This is a genomic window from Ottowia sp. oral taxon 894 (assembly GCF_001262075.1).
Taxonomy (GTDB): domain Bacteria; phylum Pseudomonadota; class Gammaproteobacteria; order Burkholderiales; family Burkholderiaceae_C; genus Ottowia; species Ottowia massiliensis.
This window is the reverse complement of record NZ_CP012073.1, coordinates 1,913,928-1,930,416: the sequence shown is the minus strand read 5'-3', so window position 1 is coordinate 1,930,416 and position 16,489 is coordinate 1,913,928. Positions and strand designations below refer to the sequence as shown.

General features: G+C 65.9%; 14 protein-coding genes. 9 read left to right on the top strand and 5 right to left on the bottom strand.

The genetic code is table 11. The annotated features are described in order from the left end of the window. Window positions 1-52 precede the first annotated feature (52 nt). The 3 genes from ADJ79_RS08370 to ADJ79_RS08360 are packed head-to-tail and all read left to right on the top strand — an operon-like array spanning window position 53 to window position 2,765. The gene (locus ADJ79_RS08370) at window positions 53-703 is read left to right on the top strand and encodes a DUF421 domain-containing protein (protein ID WP_050715573.1); all 651 of its coding nucleotides are present in this window, start codon (window positions 53-55) and stop codon (window positions 701-703) included. Beyond that, the gene (plsX, locus tag ADJ79_RS08365) at window positions 700-1,743 is read left to right on the top strand and encodes a phosphate acyltransferase PlsX (protein WP_050715572.1); all 1,044 of its coding nucleotides are present in this window, start codon (window positions 700-702) and stop codon (window positions 1,741-1,743) included. Before ADJ79_RS08370 ends, plsX begins: the two co-directional genes overlap by 4 nt. Before the next feature lie 44 nt (window positions 1,744-1,787). Continuing rightward, a complete protein-coding gene (locus ADJ79_RS08360; protein ID WP_050715571.1) occupies window positions 1,788-2,765 on the top strand; it encodes a beta-ketoacyl-ACP synthase III in 978 nt (325 codons plus the stop codon). A gap of 450 nt (window positions 2,766-3,215) precedes the next feature. On the opposite strand, the gene yihA is transcribed toward ADJ79_RS08360, so the two are convergent. Further along, window positions 3,216-3,908: a ribosome biogenesis GTP-binding protein YihA/YsxC gene (gene yihA / locus ADJ79_RS08355; protein ID WP_050715570.1), complete on the bottom strand. Its 693-nt coding sequence runs from the start codon at window positions 3,906-3,908 to the stop codon at window positions 3,216-3,218. 89 nt (window positions 3,909-3,997) lie between these two features. Between yihA and ADJ79_RS08350 the strand changes: the two genes are divergently transcribed. From ADJ79_RS08350 to ADJ79_RS08335, 4 genes are all read left to right on the top strand, one after another. Beyond that, window positions 3,998-4,711, top strand: coding sequence for a cytochrome c (locus ADJ79_RS08350; RefSeq protein WP_082203211.1), 714 nt, complete (start codon window positions 3,998-4,000; stop codon window positions 4,709-4,711). Window positions 4,712-4,909: 198 nt separating this feature from the next. After that, on the top strand, window positions 4,910-7,084 hold the full coding sequence (locus ADJ79_RS08345) for a cytochrome c biogenesis protein ResB (protein ID WP_050716515.1): 2,175 nt from the start codon (window positions 4,910-4,912) through the stop codon (window positions 7,082-7,084). A 2-nt stretch (window positions 7,085-7,086) separates the two neighbouring features. Further along, window positions 7,087-8,463 (top strand): c-type cytochrome biogenesis protein CcsB, encoded by a 1,377-nt coding sequence (gene ccsB / locus ADJ79_RS08340; RefSeq protein ID WP_082203210.1) that lies wholly within the window; start codon window positions 7,087-7,089, stop codon window positions 8,461-8,463. A 432-nt stretch (window positions 8,464-8,895) separates the two neighbouring features. Continuing rightward, on the top strand, window positions 8,896-10,416 hold the full coding sequence (locus ADJ79_RS08335) for a DASS family sodium-coupled anion symporter (protein ID WP_199170947.1): 1,521 nt from the start codon (window positions 8,896-8,898) through the stop codon (window positions 10,414-10,416). Window positions 10,417-10,550: 134 nt separating this feature from the next. Here the strand turns inward: ADJ79_RS08335 and ADJ79_RS08330 are convergent, their stop codons facing one another. The 3 genes from ADJ79_RS08330 to ADJ79_RS08320 form a co-directional block, all read right to left on the bottom strand. Continuing rightward, window positions 10,551-12,467 carry a hypothetical protein gene (locus ADJ79_RS08330; protein ID WP_050715569.1) on the bottom strand — a complete coding sequence of 639 codons (1,917 nt, stop codon included), beginning with the start codon at window positions 12,465-12,467 and terminating at the stop codon, window positions 10,551-10,553. 200 nt (window positions 12,468-12,667) lie between these two features. Then, window positions 12,668-13,108 carry a D-aminoacyl-tRNA deacylase gene (gene dtd / locus ADJ79_RS08325; RefSeq protein WP_050715568.1) on the bottom strand — a complete coding sequence of 147 codons (441 nt, stop codon included), beginning with the start codon at window positions 13,106-13,108 and terminating at the stop codon, window positions 12,668-12,670. Continuing rightward, the gene (locus tag ADJ79_RS08320) at window positions 13,105-14,043 is read right to left on the bottom strand and encodes a cation diffusion facilitator family transporter (RefSeq protein ID WP_050715567.1); all 939 of its coding nucleotides are present in this window, start codon (window positions 14,041-14,043) and stop codon (window positions 13,105-13,107) included. Before ADJ79_RS08320 ends, dtd begins: the two co-directional genes overlap by 4 nt. A gap of 168 nt (window positions 14,044-14,211) precedes the next feature. Here ADJ79_RS08320 and ADJ79_RS08315 point away from each other — a divergent pair, with 168 nt between their 5' ends. Beyond that, entirely contained in the window at window positions 14,212-14,619 is a 408-nt protein-coding gene (locus tag ADJ79_RS08315) for a septal ring lytic transglycosylase RlpA family protein (RefSeq protein ID WP_050715566.1), read from the top strand. Between the two features lie 305 nt (window positions 14,620-14,924). Here ADJ79_RS08315 and ADJ79_RS08310 read toward each other — a convergent pair whose 3' ends face one another. Beyond that, window positions 14,925-15,857: a 23S rRNA (adenine(2030)-N(6))-methyltransferase RlmJ gene (locus ADJ79_RS08310; RefSeq protein WP_050716512.1), complete on the bottom strand. Its 933-nt coding sequence runs from the start codon at window positions 15,855-15,857 to the stop codon at window positions 14,925-14,927. 196 nt (window positions 15,858-16,053) lie between these two features. Here ADJ79_RS08310 and rplM point away from each other — a divergent pair, with 196 nt between their 5' ends. Beyond that, window positions 16,054-16,482 carry a 50S ribosomal protein L13 gene (gene rplM, locus ADJ79_RS08305; protein WP_050715565.1) on the top strand — a complete coding sequence of 143 codons (429 nt, stop codon included), beginning with the start codon at window positions 16,054-16,056 and terminating at the stop codon, window positions 16,480-16,482. The last annotated feature ends 7 nt before the right edge of the window (window positions 16,483-16,489 follow it).

The following is a 16,489-nucleotide window of genomic DNA, read 5'->3' as shown; positions in this document are numbered from 1 at the left end:
TCCAACCTGAACCGCGCCCGCCAAAAATGCTATTTCTAAGAGTCATACGCTGATGTTTTACATAATCGTTGCAGTCAAACTCATCTTGGGCCTATTGGCGCTTGTGCTGGTGATTAATTTGACCGGAAAGGGCAATCTTGCGCCCGCTTCGGCCAGCGACCAGGTGCAGAACTATGTGCTTGGCGGTATTGTCGGTGGTGTCATCTACAATACTGATATTTCCATCCCTGTATTCATGTTGATTTTGGCCATTTGGTTTGCGGCGGTTTTATCGCTGCGTTGGCTGAAAAAACATAATAATTGGGTCAAGAGATGGGTGGACGGGCAACCTGTCATGTTGATTTCACGCGGCAAAATCGATGTAGACGCGGCGCGCAAGGCAGGCATCTCGGCAAATGATTTATCCTTCAAGCTGCGTATGCAGGGCATTTATGCGGTCAAAGATGTCAAGCAGGCCATTCTTGAGCAGGACGGGCAGCTCATCATCACGTCTTTTGGCGAGGAAAATCCGAAATATCCGTTGATTACTGACGGCAGCATTCAGCCAGCCACACTGGAAATGATTGATAAAGATGAAAATTGGCTGCTGGCTGAATTGAAAACTCAGGGAATAACGGACGTTGGAACGGTATTTCTTGCGGAATACGACAGCGGAAAGATTACAGTAACAAGTTCTCTCCCGAATCAAGGCTTACACATATGACCATTCTGGCCATTGATTGCATGGGCGGCGACCACGGCACGCAAGTCACGCTGCCAGCCTGCCGCCAGTTTCTGAAGCAGCATGACGACGCCAGCCTGCTGCTGGTGGGGCAGCCCGAGGCGCTGGCGGGTTTTGCGCATCCCCGTGCGCGCGTGGTGCCCGCCAGCGAAATCGTGAGCATGGACGACCCTGTGGAAGTAGCCCTGCGGCGCAAAAAAGACTCGTCCATGCGGGTGGCCATCGAGCAGGTGAAAGGCGGCCAGGCCGACGTGGCCCTGTCCGCCGGCAATACAGGTGCGCTCATGGCCATTGCCCGCTACGTGCTGAAAACCGCTGAAGGCATTGACCGCCCCGCCATCGCCTACCCCATGCCCAACAGCAAGGGCGGCGCCACCACCATGCTCGATCTGGGCGCCAACGTGGACTGCACCGCCGAGCACCTGCTGCAATTTGCCGTGCTGGGATCGGCCCTGGTTTCAGCCCTGAGCGGCAAGCCCGACCCGCTCGTAGGCCTGCTCAACATCGGTGAAGAAGCCATCAAGGGCAGCGAAGAAATCAAGCGCGCTGGCGAGCTGCTGCGCCAGGCCGCGCAAACCGGCGTGATCAACTTTTACGGCAATGTGGAGGGCAACGACACCTTCAAGGGCACCACCGACATCGTGGTATGCGACGGCTTCGTGGGCAACGTGGCGCTGAAAACCACCGAAGGGCTGGCCAGCATGATTGCGGGCTTTCTGCGCGAAGAGTTCTCGCGCAACCTGCTCACCAAACTGGCCGCGCTGGCGGCCATGCCCGTGCTGGGCGCGCTGAAAAAGCGCATCGACCCGCGCCGCCACAACGGTGCGGCCCTGCTGGGGCTGCGCGGCCTGGTCTTCAAGAGCCACGGCGGCGCTGATGAATTCGCGTTCTGCTGCGCCATGACCCGCGCGTATGATGCGGCCCGCCACGGACTGCTGGGCCGCGTGCAGGAGCGCATCACGCGCGCCGCGCCGCTGCTGGCCTGCGCCGCCCCCCAGCCGGCCGTCACCACGACAAACTGAAAACGCCGCCCTCTTGGGCGGCGTGTTTTTTGGAGACATTTTTCATGACACGCTACACCCGCATCACCGGCACAGGCAGCTTTCTGCCCGCGCGCCGCGTCTCCAACGACGAACTGGCGGCCGAGCTGGCCGCGCGCGGCATTGAGACTTCAGACGCCTGGATCACCGAGCGCACCGGCATCCGCGCCCGCCACTTTGCCGACCCTGCAACCCCCGCCAGCCAGCTGGCCGTGCCCGCCGCGCAAGCGGCCATGCAAGCCGCAGGCGCGCAGCCGCAAGACATTGATCTGCTCATCGTCGCCACCTCCACGCCCGACATGGTGTTTCCCGCCACCGCCGCCATCGTGCAGCGCCAGCTGGGCATTGCGGGCAGCCCCGCCTTCGACGTGCAGGCCGTGTGCAGCGGCTTCATCTACGCCCTCACCGTGGCCGACGCCATGATCCGCGCCGGCGGCGCGCGGCGCGCCCTGGTCATTGGCGCGGAAGTATTCAGCCGCATCCTCGACTTCAACGACCGCACCACCTGCGTGCTCTTTGGCGACGGCGCGGGCGCCGTGGTGCTTGAAGCCAGCGACACCCCCGGCATCCTCGCCACCGACTTGCACGCCGACGGCAGGCATGTGGACATCCTTTGCGTGCCCGGCCACGTCAGCGGCGGCCACGCGCTGGGCACGCCCCTGCTGCACATGGACGGGCAGGCCGTTTTCAAGCTCGCCGTCAGCCTGCTCGACAAAACCGCCCGCGCCGTGCTGGAAAAAGCTGGCAAAACCGCCGCTGACGTGGACTGGCTCATTCCCCACCAAGCCAATTTGCGCATCATGCAAGGCACGGCCAGAAAGCTCGGCCTGCCGCCCGAAAAAATCATCGTCACCCTGCAAGAGCACGGCAACACCTCTGCCGCTTCCATTCCGCTGGCGCTGGACCACGCCGTGCGCAGCGGCCAAGTCCGCCCCGGCCAAACCGCCCTGCTCGAAGGCGTGGGCGGCGGCTTTACCTGGGGTTCCGTGCTGCTGACCCTGTAGCCTGCGGCCAGCCGCCGTTTTCGGAAGGCGCGGCGGCCAACACTGATTTCACCCGGGCGGAGCAGCCCGTGGGCGCAAAAAAAGCGGGCTGAAGCGGGCGCACCGCAGGCGGCCAGGCAGCCCGGCGAGCGGAACTGAACGGCAAACGCGCAAGGCCAGGCGCGCAGCGCCGAATGTGCGGCGCCACTGCGCCACTCTTTTCATCGCGCTGATTTGCTCCTCTATCAATAGCATGACGTCCTAGTGGAATCTGCGCGATAGGGTGTTTTACCCCCATTGAATTCGCTCCTGTTTTCGATATTCCTGGCAAGCAAAATTCGATTGGAGACACCGCCTTGCCTGGCGCAGCTCCATTCATCGGCCGCGCCTGCGCCGCCCAGACTGCTGCTCCCGCTTCGTCCGCCTCATGAGCGGGCCGTGAGCAGATGACAAGCGCCTCAAAACCTGCTCTCAGGCCAAAGCCTGTTCTGGCCCGCCAGCCTGCTCCACCCGCGCGCGCAGCCAGCAGGCGGCTTCGGCCACGCCCTGGCGCTTGAGGGCAGAAAAAAGCATCACATCGCCGCCGCCCGCTTGCAAGCGGGCGATGGACAGCGCCTTGGCCTGCTCGCTGCGGTTGAGCTTGTCGGCCTTGGTCAGCAGCACCAGAAAAGGCAGGCCCTGCTCCACGCGCGGGCGAATGACCTCCAGCAGCGCCTCGTCCAGTTCCTTGATGCCGTGGCGCGGATCGCAAAGCATGACCACCGCCGCCAGATTGGCGCGCGTGAGCAGGTAATTGACCATGACTTGCTGCCAGCGCAGCTTGTCGGCCTGCGGCACGGCGGCATAGCCATAGCCGGGCAAATCGGCCAGCACGGCATCGGTCTGGCCCCGGCGGCCCAGGGCGAACAGATTGATGTGCTGGGTGCGCCCCGGCGTTTTGGAAGCGAAGGCCAGGCGGTTTTGCTGCGTCAGCGTATTGATGGCCGTGGACTTGCCCGCGTTGGAGCGGCCCACGAAGGCGATTTCAGGCACTTGCAGCGCGGGCAGCTGGTGCAGCTGGGCGGCCGTGGTGAGAAAACGCGCCGTGTGCAGCCAGCCAAGCGCAAGGGCGCTGGCGGTGTCAAGAGGGTTTTTCTCGCGCGTGTAAGAGGGGGTAAGCGGCATGGGGCGGGCATTGTAGAATTCGCCGCATCTGTATCAGGGCATTCCCGGCCTGGTGCAGTTTTTTCCATAACCATCAAGACGATACCCACATGAAGTCGCCCGCCTTCTTCCTCGCAGCCGCCTTGATTGCGGCTTGCGCGCACGCTGCCGAAGGGACTGCTGCCGAGGCGCCCGCCGAGCAAGCGCCCGCCACCGAAGCGCCCGCTGCCGCCGCCGAACAGGCTCCTGCCGCCGCCGCTCCTGCTGCTTCGCCGCAAAAGATTGATTTGGCGCAAGGCGAGGCGTCTTATTCAGGCATCTGCCTGGCCTGCCACGGCGAAGGCGGCGCTGGCGTGGCTGACATTCCCACGCAGCCCCGGCTGGCGCACCAGCACCCCGACTATTTCATCAAGCAAATGATGGAATTTCGCAGCGGCGCGCGCGAAAACGCCGTGATGGAAGGCATGGCACAGGCCGTGTCGGAAGAAGACATTCACAACATCGCCGCCTGGCTGCTGGCGCAAAAACCCGCGCAAGGCGCCGCTGCCGACAAGGAGCTGGCGCAGCTGGGCGAGCGCATTTACCGTGGCGGCGTGGCCGACCGCAAGATACCCGCTTGCGCTGGCTGCCACAGCCCCAACGGCGCGGGCATTCCGGCGCAATACCCGCGCCTGGCAGGCCAGTTTTCCGACTACACGATCGCGCAGCTGAACCAGTTCCGCGATGGCACACGCAAGAACAACCAGTCCATGGCTGATATTGCGGGCAAGATGAATGACCGCGAAATCAAGGCGGTGGCCGAATACATCGCCGGCCTGCATTAAGCGCCGGGCCGTCTTACCAGCGATTTTTGCCAACGAGCGCGCCGCCAGTTTGCACCCGCAAGCTGGCGGCGCGTTTTTGCCTGCACAAAAAGAAAAACGCAGCAAGCCGCCGGGCCAAGGCGAACGGGCAACAATCGCCGCTCCCGAGCGCAGCTTTTCGCTGCCGCCTGTTTCTTGTCTGCCTTGAAAACCACCTGCATGAGCACCTCCAGCACAGAAGGCCCTGCCGCGCGGCGCGGCTGGCCCGCCTTGCGGCAGGCGGCGGAGCTGCTGTCATCCATGCGCTTTGCCATTGCGCTGCTCACGGTCATCTGCATTGCCTCGGTCATTGGCACCGTGATTCAGCAGCACGACTCGATGGCTGGCTATGTGAGCAAGTTCGGGCCGTTCTGGGCCGGGCTGTTCATGGCGCTGAAGCTCAATGCGGTTTACAGCGCCTGGTGGTTTCTGCTGATTCTGGCTTTTCTGGTGGTCAGCACCAGCCTGTGCATCGCGCGGCACGCGCCCAAGATGCTGGCCGATCTGAAAGCATTCAAGGAAGACATCCGCGTGCAAAGCCTGCGCGCCTTCCATTACAAGGCCGAAGCCGCGCTGCCCGCCGCGCCCGCCCAGGAGGCGCAGCGCATCCGCCAGGCGCTGGCGGCCAGCGGCTGGCGCGTGCGGCTGCAAAAACGCGAAACGCCCGAAGGCGAAGGCTGGATGGTGGCGGCCAAAGCCGGGGCGGCCAACAAGCTCGGCTACATTGCCGCGCACAGCGCCATCGTGCTGGTGTGCCTGGGCGGGCTGCTGGATGGCGACTTGTTCATCCGCGCGCAAACCTGGCTGGGCGGCAAGTCGGTCTATACGGGCGGCGGGCTGGTGTCGCAAGTGGGGCCGCAGCACCGGCTCTCGCCCGCCAACCCGGCTTTCCGGGGCAATCTGGTGGTCGCCGAAGGCACGGCATCGGACACCGTGGTGCTGGCGCAGCCGGATGGCGTGCTCTTGCAGGAGCTGCCATTTGCCATTGAACTCAAGAAATTCACCATTGAGTATTACGACACGGGCATGCCGCGCCTGTTTGCCAGCGACATCGTGATTCACGACAAGGAAGGCGGCGGCAAGCGCGAGGCCCGCGTGGAAGTGAACCACCCCGTCAAGCACAAAGGCATCAGCATCTACCAAAGCAGTTTTGACGACGGCGGCTCGCGCCTGAAGCTGGCCCTGGTTCCGCTGGGCGCAGCGGACATCGCGCCAGCCGAGCTGCAAGGCACCGTGGGCGACAGCCTGCCGCTGAACGTGCAGGGCGAAAGCCTGACGCTGGAACTGGGCGAGCTGCGCGTCATGAACGTGGAAGACGTGGCGCAAGAGCAGCCCGGCATGGCTGCACCCGCCGGGCCGGATCGCGGCCTGGCCCACGCCATCGAGCAGCGCCTGGGCGCGGCTGACAAAACCGTCACGCAGCGCCATTTGCGCAACGTCGGCCCCAGCTTCAGCTACCGCCTGCGCGACGCCGCCGGGCAGGCCCGCGAATACAACAACTACATGCTGCCCATCGACATGGGCGATGGCGGCCCCAGCGTCTTTTTGCTGGGCGTGCGCCTGTCGGCCAGCGACTCCATGCGCTATTTGCGCATTCCGGCCGACGAAAACCAGTCGCTGCAAGGCTTCACGCGCCTGCGCGCCGCCTTGCAAGACGCCCGCCAGCGCGAAGCCGCCGTGGCCCGCTACGTGGCGCGCAACCTGGAAGGCGGGCGCGCCAGCCTGGCCGGGCAGCTCACCCTCTCCGCCCGCCGCATGCTGGGGCTGTTTGCGGGCGTGGACGCCATCCGGGGCCGCAAGCCTGGCGGGCTGCAAGCCATCGCCGATTTCGTGGAAGAAGCCGTGCCGCCTGCCGAGCGCGAAACCGCCGCCCAGGCCCTGCTGCGCCTGCTCAACGGCGTGCTGTTCGAGCTGAACCAGGCCGTGCGCGAGGCCCACGGCCAAAAGCCCCTGTCTGAAGACGACCCGCAAGCCATCGCCTGGGTGCAGCACGCGGCCGTCGCGCTGTCTGACGTGAACCTCTACCCCGCCGCCTTCACGCTCGAACTCAAAGACTTCACCCACGTGCAGGCCAGCGTCATGCAAGTGGCGCGCGCGCCCGGCCAGGCCGTGGTCTATCTGGGCTGCCTGCTGCTGATTGCCGGCATCTTCGGCATGCTCTACGTGCGCGATCGCCGCCTGTGGATTTGGCTGGCTCCGGCTGCCAGCGGGCCGGGCGCGCAGGCCGTGGCCGCCTTCTCATCCAACCGCAAAACGCTGGACGCCGACCGGGAATTTGCCCAAATCAAGGCGCGGCTTTTGCAACTTCCGGCAAGCTCATGTGCCGCCATGCAGCCCACAACCACGCTTTCCTGACGATGAACACCGCCGCCGCCACACCCTCCGCCGCCCCTGCGGCCACGCCGCCGGAAAACGCCGCCCTGGCCGCCGCGCCCGCGCCGGACGCGGGCTATTTCGCCCGCCGCACCTGGGGCGACTGGCTGTTTGCCGCCATCGCCGCCGCTGGCGCGGGCTTTGCCCTGTGGCGCTACCGGCAGGCCATGGACGGCTACGAAACCGCCATCCTCCTGGCCACGCTGCCCATCGTCATCTGGCTGGGCTGGTTCTGGCGGCCCCTGCGCCACCTCATGCTCGTCTGCGGCGGCCTGGCGCTGCTGGCCATTGCCAGCTACGGGGGCGACCTGGGCCGCGCCGAAACCGTCTTCTGGCTCAAATTCCTGCTGTCCAGCCAGTCGGCCATTCTCTGGATGAGCGTGCTCTTTTTCATGAGCACCGTCTTTTACTGGGCCGGCATGTTCATCCGGCAGCCAGCGGCTTCTCTTGAAAGCCTGGGCAGCAAGCTGGCCTGGGGCGCCGTGGCGCTGGCGCTCACCGGCACGCTGGTGCGCTGGTACGAAAGCCACCACATCGGCGCGGGCATCGGCCACATCCCGGTCAGCAACCTGTATGAAGTTTTCATCATGTTCTGCTGGATGACCACGCTTTTTTACCTGTACTACGAGGAGCAATACCGCACGCGCGCGCTGGGCGCGTTCGTCATGCTCGTGGTCAGCGCCGCCGTGGGCTTTTTGCTGTGGTACACGCTCGTGCGCGAAGCGCACCAGATCCAGCCGCTCATCCCCGCCCTGCAAAGCTGGTGGATGAAGCTGCACGTGCCTGCCAATTTCATCGGCTACGGCACCTTCGCGCTGGCGGCCATGGTCGCTTTCGCCTATCTCATCAAGCAGCAGGCCGGCGAGCAGCAGCGGCATCGCATCGCGTCCATGTGGCTGCTGGGCATGGCCGTGTGCTTTGTGCCCCTGGCCTTCCGCCAGCGCGCAGAAGGCGCAGGCGGCGGCTACTGGCTGGGCTACACCATCGTGGCCGCCGCCATCGTCGGCCTCATCGTGCTGGGCCGCAAGCGCATTGCCCAGCGGCTGCCTTCCTTCGAGGTGCTCGATGACGTGATGTACAAGGCCATCGCCGTGGGCTTTGCCTTCTTCACCATTGCCACCGTGCTGGGCGCTTTCTGGGCCGCCGATGCCTGGGGCGGCTACTGGAGCTGGGACCCCAAGGAAACCTGGGCGCTCATCGTCTGGCTCAACTACGCCAGCTGGCTGCACATGCGCCTGATCAAGGGCCTGCGCGGCACTGTGGCCGCCTGGTGGGCGCTGGCGGGCCTGGCCATCACCACCTTCGCCTTCATCGGCGTGAACATGTTCATCACCAGCCTGCACAGCTACGGCTCGATTTAGGTGCCTGTGCGCAGGTGCGCAAAGCGCAGATCCGGGCGCTTTTGCGGCCTTGCGAATCCTGCCGGGCTGCGCCGGGCTGCTGCCGGGCTGCAATTGGGCGGAAAGGCAGCCCGTATTCGCTCCTGTATCAATAGCGCGATGTCCTAGTCGAATGGGCGCAGGGCCTGTTTTTCAGGCCATTGATTCGCTCCTTTTTCCAAAGCGCAAATAACGCTCTGGCCATCCCGGCCCGGCTCGCCTGCCCAGGGCAAGCGCCTGCTGCGTTTCATGCCGCGCCGCTGCTGGCGGCTCCGGCCCGGAGCCTTCTTTTCCGAACGCCGCCTGCGCCGGAATCCATGCTGCGGCCGCGCCCTTTGGCCATGCGCACAATACGGCGCGGGAAAGGCGCTTTCCCGCGCCATTTCCTCCTTCAACCAACGAAAGAGTTGCAACATGGCAGAAAAAACAGACCAAAAAACAGTCCGGCAACCGGCTCAAGACCCGGCGAAAGGCAAGCTGGGTTTCAAGCTTTTGCCAGCAGGCATTGCACTGGCGCTGGCGCTGCTGATCGCGTTCGCCATTCCCGTGCCGCAGGGCGTGACGCCCCGGGCCTGGCATCTGCTGGCGATGTTCGTGGGCGTGATCGCCGCCATCATCGGCAAGGCCATGCCCATCGGCGCGCTGTCGATGGTGGCCATCACGCTGGTGGCCGTGACGGGGGTGACGGCGGACGCGCCTGAAAACGCCATCAAGGATGCGCTTTCGAGCTTTGCCAATCCGCTGATCTGGCTGATTGGCGCTTCCATCATGATTTCGCGCGGGCTGCTGAAAACGGGGCTGGGCGCGCGCATTGGCTACTTTTTCATCGCGCTGTTTGGCCGCAAGACGCTGGGCATTGGCTACAGCCTGGCGCTGTCGGAGCTGCTGCTGGCGCCGGTGACGCCCAGCAACACCGCGCGCGCCGGCGGCATCATCCATCCGGTGATGAAGGCCATTGCCGCCAGCTACGACTCGGACCCCGAAAAAGGCACGCAAGGGCGCATGGGCCGCTATCTGGCGCTGGTCAATTACCACGGCAACCCCATCAGCTCGGCCATGTTCATCACGGCCACCGCGCCCAATCCGCTGGTGGTGGACATCGTGGCCAAGGCCACGAACTCCAGCATCAAGCTCAGCTGGGGCACATGGGCGCTGGCCATGCTACTGCCGGGCCTGGCGGCCATGCTGCTGATGCCGCTGGCGCTGTATTGGCTCTACCCGCCCGAAATCAGGGAAACGCCCAACGCCGCCGCTTTTGCCAAGGAGCGCCTGGCCGAGCTGGGGCCGATGAACCGGGGCGAAAAAATCATGCTCGCCATCTTCGCGCTGCTGCTGGCGCTGTGGGCTGGCGTGCCCGCCCACATTGGCGGCCCGGCCTGGGCGGTGGACGCCACGGCCACGGCCTTCATCGGCCTGAGCCTGCTGCTGCTCACCGGCGTGCTGAGCTGGGAAGATGTGCTCAAGGAAAAAAGCGCGTGGGACACCATCACCTGGTTCGCCGCGCTGGTGATGATGGCCACGTTCCTGAACAAGCTCGGCCTGATCGCCTGGTTTTCGCACATGCTGGAGGGCGGCATTTCCCATCTGGGCCTGGGCTGGGCGGGCGCGGCCAGCCTGCTGGTGCTGGCCTATCTGTATGCGCACTACATGTTTGCCAGCACCACGGCGCACATCACGGCCATGCTGGGCGCGTTTTACGCCGCCGGCATTGCGCTGGGCGCGCCGCCCATGCTGTTTGCCCTGCTGATGGCCGCCGCCTCCAGTCTGATGATGACGCTGACCCACTACGCCACAGGCTCCTCGCCCGTGATCTACGGCTCGGGCTACACCACGCTGGGCGAGTGGTGGAAGGCGGGCTTTGCCATGAGCGTGCTGAACCTGCTGGTTTTCACCCTCATCGGCGGCGTTTGGTGGAAGGCGCTGGGGTACTGGTGAGAACCGGCTCCAGCCACTTCGCCGATCATCAAAAAGAGGAGCTGATACAAGGGGCCAAAAAACGGCCTCTGCGCCTATTCCACTAGGACCTCTAGCTATGGTTTAAATAGCGAAACAAGGCTCTAGGCAGGCTCTCAGGGCATGTTCTGCGGGCGATCCGGCTTGCCCGCCTTGCCCATCACGCCCTGCACGGCGCGGTAGAGCGCATCCGAGCCGTGCAGGGGGTTGGCGGGGTCGAAGGCGAAAGGATTGGGCTGCGCCGCCTGGGCGCCCTGCCCTGCCTGGCGGGCTGGCTCTGGCGGGTGCAGAAAGAAAGACAGCGTTTGTGCGCCGTGGGCCTGGTGGCGCAGCAGCACGCGGCGCAGTTCGGCGGCGCTCATGGCGTGCATGGGGTGGAATTCGGTGACGCTGTAGCGGCCCTGGCGCGAGCGGGCGAGCCAGTCGAAAAAACTGTCGTCCTGCGTGGCTTCGCCGTAGAGGTTGATGCCCAGCTGCACATGGCCAAAGGGCTTGAGCGACGCTTCAGAGGCAAAGCGCGTGCCGTCCCAGCCGGCTTTTTCAGCGGGGTAAATCTGCTGGGTGCGGCGGGGCACACCGGCCAGGCAGGTGCGCTCCAGCAGCGCGTCAAAGTGGCGCAGGTAGGCCACCACCTGCTCGGCGCGCCAGGCGTGCCAGAGGGCGGCCAGCGGGTTGTAGAAGACGGCGGCGTGGTCTTGCGGCGTGTCAATCCAGTAGGCCGCGCCGGAGCCGCCTGCCGGCTGCATGGGCGGCAGGGCCGCCTGCATGGGCTGGGGGCGGGGGGTGGACTGCTGGCGGTCCATCACGGCCACGTGGCGCGCGCCCATGTGGATGAGGCGCGGGCCGTCTTCCAGCGCCAGATCGATGCGGTGCAAGCCCGCTGGCAGCCGGGCAAAAGGCAGGTCATAGCGCCAGCCGACTTGGGCCGTACCCAGATCGGGGCGGGCCGCCGCCACGTCTTGCCGCATGAAGCGCGCAGGCACGCGGGCGGCAAAGCGCCCGTTCAGATACACGCGCACCCAGGCCGGGCCGCTGGCCGCGTGCGCCCAGCCGCTGACGGGCAGCAGGCCGTGCGCGGTGGCGTCCAGATGCTGCCAGTAGTGCGCCAGCGGCTGGCGGCGGATGTCGCGCGAAGGCGGCTGCACGTCGTCAAACGAGGCAAAGGGCGCGCCGCCCAGCCAGGCGTTCAGCGCCCCGATGTCGCCCGCAAAGCGCCGCACCAGCCAGCGCGAGAAGCCCTGGCGCGAAGCGGCGCTGTAGTCGGTAATCACATAGTCGCTGCCCGCGCCCATGCCGGCCTCGAAATCGGGGTAGAGGTGATGCACTTCGCCCAGCAGGTTGATGCCCGCAATGCGCGCGCGCGCCGCAGGCGGCATCTGGCACAGGGCGTCCGCCAGCGCGCGGATGGCCTGCTCGCGCCGGCGGGTGATGGGGTTGTCGGTGCGGGCGATGCTCCACGGATACAGCGGCCAGCCCATGTAGCGGTCCGGCGGCAGCGGGCCGGCGGGCGTGGCGGCCATGTTGTCGGGGTTTTGCGCCAGCGCGGTCTCGATGGGCGCTTCTTCGGAAAAGTGGGTGGAAAAGAGATACAGCACCACCGGGCGCGGCACGCCTTCAATCGTGCGCGCAATGCGCCGCAGCGCCTCTTCATTGACGGCCCAGCGCCCTTCCGGCGCGGGGGCGGCCTGCGCGTGCGGCTCGAACAAATTGAGCAGCGGCACCACCAGCGTGTAGCCCAGCAGAAAGCGGCCATCGGCGCTCTCGCGCGGCCCCAGCGCCTGCAAGGCGCGCTCTATGCGCGGCGCGGCCGAGCCGTCAGGCGCCGTGCAGGCGGCGTCAGCGGGCGCGCCGCGCGACCCCAGCGCCAGGCAGTTGTGCAGCCCGCCCAGGGCCGGGGCCAGCAAAAGCGGCGCGCGCCCGGCCTGCCACAGCCAGGCGGAAAAAGCCGCCAGCGCCGCAAAAATGGCGGCGGCCAGCGCCAGGCACAGGGCGTTGATGGGGCGGTCGTTGCGGCAAGCGGGCGTGGCACTCATGGAAGAAAACCGGAAAAACGTGGGGGAACAAGAACGGGCAATGAACAGGCGGGGCCGTTTGGCGCGCCTTCAGAAACAGAAGCAAATTCAAGGGGGTCTAAATACCATCCAGCGCAATTTCCACTAGGACATCTTGCTATTGATAAAGGAGCTAGATAAGGCCGTAGCCCCCAGCCCACGGCCAGGCTCCGAACAGGCTCTCAGCCCATTTGCAGCGCAATGGTGACGGGGCCGTCGTTGATCAGCGCCACCTGCATGTCGGCTCCGAACTGGCCCGTGGCCACCTCGGGGTGCGCGGCGCGGGCGCGGGCCACGAAATCGTCATACAGCTCGCGGCCCAGGGCGGGCGGCGCGGCGCCCGCAAAGCTGGGGCGGTTGCCGCTGGATGCGTCGGCGGCCAGCGTGAACTGGCTGACGATGAGCAGGCCGCCCGCAGCGTCTTGCACGCTGCGGTTCATCTTGCCCTGCCCATCGGCAAAGATGCGCAGCTTGAGAATCTTGGCCAGCAGCCGCTCGCCCGTGGCGGGGGTGTCTTGCGGCTCGGCGCAAATGAAAACCAGCAGGCCCGCGCCAATGCGGCCCGTCACCTGGCCGGCAATGCGCACCTCGGCCTGCGACACGCGCTGAATCAGTGCTTTCATGACAGGCGGCTTTCTTCAGAAGATGGGCTTTGTGCCGCCTCGTCCGGCTCGGGCGGCAGGATCTGAATGAGTGCGCACAGGCCGGGCACGCCTTCGGCCAGCGCGGCGGCCACCTGGGCGCGCAAGGCGGCCGCTTGCGTCAGCGTCCACTCAGGCGGCAGGTGCATGTGCAAATCGGCAAAGCGGCGCTGCCCGGCCTGGCGGGTGCGCACGTGGTCAAAGCGCGCCACGCCATCGGCTTCAAAGCGCGCCAGCACGGCCTGAATCTGCGCCAGGGTTTCGGCCTGCACGGCCTCATCCATCAGCCCTTGCGACGATCGCCACAGCAGGCCAAAGCCTTCGCGCAAGATATTCAGCGCCACCAGCAGGGCCATGAGCGGATCCAGCCACAGCCAGCCCGTCAGCGGCGCCAGCAGCACGCCCGCCAGCACGCCGGCGGAAGTCCACACATCCGTCAGCAAATGGCGGGCATCGGCCTCCAGCGCCAGCGAGCGGTGCACACGCGCGGCGCGCAGCATGAGCCAGGCCAGCGCGCCATTGAGCGCAGAGCTGCCCACCGCCAGCGCCAGCCCCCAGCCCGCCAGCGCCACCGGCTGGGGCTGCGCCAGGCGCGGCAGCGCCGCCCAGGCAATGGCCGCAGCGGCCGCCAAAATGAGCAGCCCCTCGAACGCGGAGGCAAAGTACTCGGCCTTGTAGTGCCCGTAAGGGTGCCCCTCGTCGGCAGGGCGGCTGGCCACGGTGAGCATGAGCAGGCCAAAGCCCGCTCCGGCCAGATTGACGACGGACTCCAGCGCATCCGACAGCAGCCCGACGGAGCCGGTGAGCTGCCAGGCCAGCGCCTTGAGCGCAATGGCCGCGCAAGCCACGGCGGCGGACGCAGCCATGAGGCGGCGCGGCGTCAGCCAGTGCAAAAAAGCGTTTCCGGAAACAGGCATGAAAACAGGAAGAAAGCGGAAAAAACAGCGCGCGAGCCACTCGGACAAGGCGCGCCAAAGAATGCGGATTGTGGCCACAGCCGCTGAAACGGCTGCTTGCGCCTGCCTTTTTCCCGTTACCGCGCGGCTTGGGCGGCATGGACAAAGCGCTTTCTAAAATCGCCGCCCATGTTCACGCGCCGCCCGACTCTCGCCGCCCGGCTCCGCACCGCCTTCTGCCTGGGGCTGGCCCTGCTGACAACGGCCTGCGCCCACGGCTCGCTGCCTTCGCAGGCATCCGGCCGCGTGCTGGAGCAAGGCCGCGCCTCCTGGTACGGCGCAGACTTCCAGGGCCGGCGCACGGCCAGCGGCGAGCGCTTTGACATGCACGCATTCACCGCCGCCCACAAGACCCTGCCCTTTGGCACCCGCGTGCTGGTGCGCAACCCCCGCAACGGCAAACAGGTGGTGGTGCGCATCAACGACCGGGGCCCCTTCTCCCACAGCCGCATCATTGATTTGAGCCGCGCCGCCGCCCGCCATCTGGGGCTGGAAGGCAGCGGCCACGGGCACGTCGTGCTGCACGAAGCGCAATAGGCGCCAGAAAAGCGGCGGCAGCAAGCCTGCTCCGCATGCCGCCGCTCCCCGGAACGCATCCCCCTCTTTCCGCGCCCACCGCGCCCCGGCCCTGAACTGGCCCGGCCTGCGCCAATTCAGCTCTTGTTTCAATAGCATGAGGTCCTAGTGGAACGGGCGCAAGCGCTATTGATGGCGGCCTGAATTTGCTCCTGTTTTCAATGCGCCGCCGCTTCCCTGCCTGCCCGCGAGAAGCTGCGGGCCGAAACGGGCGGCAAACGCAAAACGGCCTTTGCCACGCCCGCAGTGCGCCTTGAACGGTTTTTTTATTTCAGCCCGCCCGTCTCCACCGTCCAGCCCTGCCCGGCCCCACGCTTGAGCGCATTCAGCACGGCGGGCAGGGCCGCGCGCAGGGCGGCGGGCAAGGTATGCGGCGGGTTGATGACGAACACGCCGCTGGCCGACAGGCCCGCCTGCCCCTTGGCCGCGCCCACGTTCAGCGTGGCGTGAAGCCAGCCGCGCCGCGCCTGATTGGCCAGGGTCTTGAGGCGGCGCGGCAGGCCGTGCGCTTCAGGCCGGGCGATGATGGGGTGCCAGACGAGATACACGCCCGTGGCAAAGCGTTGCAGGCATTGCTGGATGGCGGCGGCCGCGCGGGCGTAGTCGGTCTTGATTTCGTAGCTGGGGTCCATCAGCGCCAGCGCGCGGCGCGAACCGCCAGCCGCTGCGGGCGGCGGCAGCAGGGCGGGCAGGGCGGCAAAGCCGTCTTCGGTCTGAATGGTGATTTGGCGGCCCGCCTGCAACTGGGCCACATTGGCTTGCAGCGCGTGAATATCAGACGGATGCAGCTCGAACAGGCGCAGGCGGTCGTGCACGGCGGCGCGCTCTTGCGCCGCCATGAGGCGCTGCATGATGAAGGGCGATCCGGGGTAGATGCGCCAGCTTTTGCCCGGCGCGTTGAAGCTGGCGACCATGTCGAGATAGTCGCGCAGGGCTTCGGGCGCGGGCGCGCCGCCATCAGCCTGCCCATTGGCCTGCGCATTGGCCTGCGCCTGCAAGGCCAGCACGCCTTGCGCGGCCTCGCCGGAAGTGCGGGCGGCCTCGCTGTCCAGCCGGTACAGGCCCGCGCCCGCATGGGTGTCCGCCAGCAAAAGCGGCGCGGGCTTGGCCATGAGATGCCGCAGCGTGGCAATCAGAGTCAGATGCTTGAGCGCGTCGGCATGATTGCCGGCGTGAAAGGCGTGGCGGTAACTGAACATGGGGCAATCGTAATGGCAGCGCATGTGTAGAATCGCCGGTTTTTTGTAGCGCCGCCCGCTCCGCGACAAAACGCGCTTTTGCCGGCATTTTTGCCAGCTTCGGCGCGCCAGCCGCCTGAGAGATTCCCGCCAGAGGAATGCCGACCGCGGAAAAGAGCGGGCCAGCCACTTCACTTTCCCCGAAAAGGAAAAAACCATGAAAACGTTCAGCGCAAAACCCGCTGACGTGAAGCATGAGTGGTTTGTGATTGACGCCACCGACAAGGTGCTCGGCAGGGTAGCCAGCGAAGTTGCCCTCCGTCTGCGCGGCAAGCACAAAGCCATTTACACGCCTCACGTCGATACCGGCGACTTCATCATCGTCGTCAATGCCGCCAAGCTCCGCGTGACCGGCAACAAGGAACTGAGCAAAAAGTATTACCGCCACACCGGCTACCCCGGCGGCATCCGCATGACCGCCTTCCGCGACATGCAGGCCAAGCACCCTGGCCGCGCGCTGGAAAAGGCCGTCAAGGGCATGCTGCCCAAAGGCCCGCTGGGCTACGCCATGATCAAGAAGCTGAAGGTGTATGGCGGCGCAGAGCATCCGCACACCGCCCAGCAGCCCAAAACGCTGGAAATCTGATAGGAGC

Coding starts and splice junctions, on each gene's coding strand:
- ADJ79_RS08370 (WP_050715573.1), top strand. CDS start 53: ATGTTTTACATAATCGTTGCAGTCAAACTCATCTTGGGCCTATTGGCG.
- plsX (WP_050715572.1), top strand. CDS start 700: ATGACCATTCTGGCCATTGATTGCATGGGCGGCGACCACGGCACGCAA.
- ADJ79_RS08360 (WP_050715571.1), top strand. CDS start 1,788: ATGACACGCTACACCCGCATCACCGGCACAGGCAGCTTTCTGCCCGCG.
- yihA (WP_050715570.1), bottom strand. CDS start 3,908: ATGCCGCTTACCCCCTCTTACACGCGCGAGAAAAACCCTCTTGACACC.
- ADJ79_RS08350 (WP_082203211.1), top strand. CDS start 3,998: ATGAAGTCGCCCGCCTTCTTCCTCGCAGCCGCCTTGATTGCGGCTTGC.
- ADJ79_RS08345 (WP_050716515.1), top strand. CDS start 4,910: ATGAGCACCTCCAGCACAGAAGGCCCTGCCGCGCGGCGCGGCTGGCCC.
- ccsB (WP_082203210.1), top strand. CDS start 7,087: ATGAACACCGCCGCCGCCACACCCTCCGCCGCCCCTGCGGCCACGCCG.
- ADJ79_RS08335 (WP_199170947.1), top strand. CDS start 8,896: ATGGCAGAAAAAACAGACCAAAAAACAGTCCGGCAACCGGCTCAAGAC.
- ADJ79_RS08330 (WP_050715569.1), bottom strand. CDS start 12,467: ATGAGTGCCACGCCCGCTTGCCGCAACGACCGCCCCATCAACGCCCTG.
- dtd (WP_050715568.1), bottom strand. CDS start 13,108: ATGAAAGCACTGATTCAGCGCGTGTCGCAGGCCGAGGTGCGCATTGCC.
- ADJ79_RS08320 (WP_050715567.1), bottom strand. CDS start 14,043: ATGCCTGTTTCCGGAAACGCTTTTTTGCACTGGCTGACGCCGCGCCGC.
- ADJ79_RS08315 (WP_050715566.1), top strand. CDS start 14,212: ATGTTCACGCGCCGCCCGACTCTCGCCGCCCGGCTCCGCACCGCCTTC.
- ADJ79_RS08310 (WP_050716512.1), bottom strand. CDS start 15,857: ATGTTCAGTTACCGCCACGCCTTTCACGCCGGCAATCATGCCGACGCG.
- rplM (WP_050715565.1), top strand. CDS start 16,054: ATGAAAACGTTCAGCGCAAAACCCGCTGACGTGAAGCATGAGTGGTTT.